Below are 878 nucleotides of genomic sequence, written 5' to 3'. Positions count from 1 at the left end.
CCGGGCGTCCAAAGACTGGAAGATGCCGCAGAGGGAGTGGAGCGCTGCCAAGGCGCAGTTCGCCATTCTCTTCCAGGACCGATTTGCCATCACCTGACCAACGCCGTCCCACACAAAATTCCTGACAATCTCAGTTTTTTTGAACGCCTCCTGCGCCGCGGGGTCGCTCTCGGGATGCTGCGGGCGGACCGACAGCCGGCGGAAGTCGAGCCGCCGCAGCAGCTTGCCAACGCTGCGCTCGTGCAGGCCGACGCCGAACTCGTGGGCAATCAGGTCGCGCAGGTCGACGCGCCGCCAGCGCACCAAGCCGCCGTGCAGCGCAGGGTCGGGGCCGCTCTCGACCCAGGCATCAACTTGAGCCTCCTGCTCGGGTGTCAGCCGCGGCTTCACGCCAACTGCGCCGCGCCGGTCCGCCAGGCCCGCCAGCCCTTCCGCGTTGTAGCGGTGCACCCAGTCGCACAGCGTCTGCCGGTCCATTCCGCAGCTCTCCGCCGCCTCCGCCCGTGAGCGCCCCTCCAGAACAAGCGCGATCGCCAGCATCCGCCGTGCCGCACGCGAATCCCGGCTCAACGCCGCAGCTGCCCGAAGATCACCAGCGGAATGCTCCAGCCGCGTCACCGCAATCGCTACCATCCCAGCCTCCAAATCGGCCAAGGACACAGCGAATCACACACCACAAGTCAGGGGAATCCCCCAGAAGTCAGCGTTTGGGGCCGTTGGTATAAGAGCCAATGGGTGAACAACTTGGTCGAGCGCCGAGGCACCAACCGCGCCATCGTCGCCGTGGCCAACAAGAACGCCAGGCTCATCTGGTCGCTCCTGGCGAAGGGTGAGGAGTACCGGCGGCCAGCAGCCGCATAGGTCCTTGCCACCAGCGT

1 protein-coding gene and 1 pseudogene are annotated in these 878 nt (G+C 66.4%); one reads left to right on the top strand and one right to left on the bottom strand.

Annotation, left to right across the window (positions count from 1 at the left end):
- On the bottom strand, positions 1 to 633 hold a 633-nt coding region (locus tag H7965_RS30090; protein ID WP_261394448.1), incomplete at its 3' end, for an IS630 family transposase.
- Between the two features lie 93 nt (positions 634 to 726).
- Here H7965_RS30090 and H7965_RS30085 point away from each other — a divergent pair.
- Positions 727 to 861 (top strand): annotated as a pseudogene (locus H7965_RS30085) (IS110 family transposase); the annotation flags it as partial.
- Positions 862 to 878: the final 17 nt, after the last annotated feature.

It is taken from the genome of Siccirubricoccus deserti, assembly GCF_014283215.1.
In the GTDB taxonomy this organism is placed as follows: domain Bacteria; phylum Pseudomonadota; class Alphaproteobacteria; order Acetobacterales; family Acetobacteraceae; genus Siccirubricoccus; species Siccirubricoccus deserti.
This window is presented reverse-complemented; position numbering and strand designations above follow the sequence as displayed.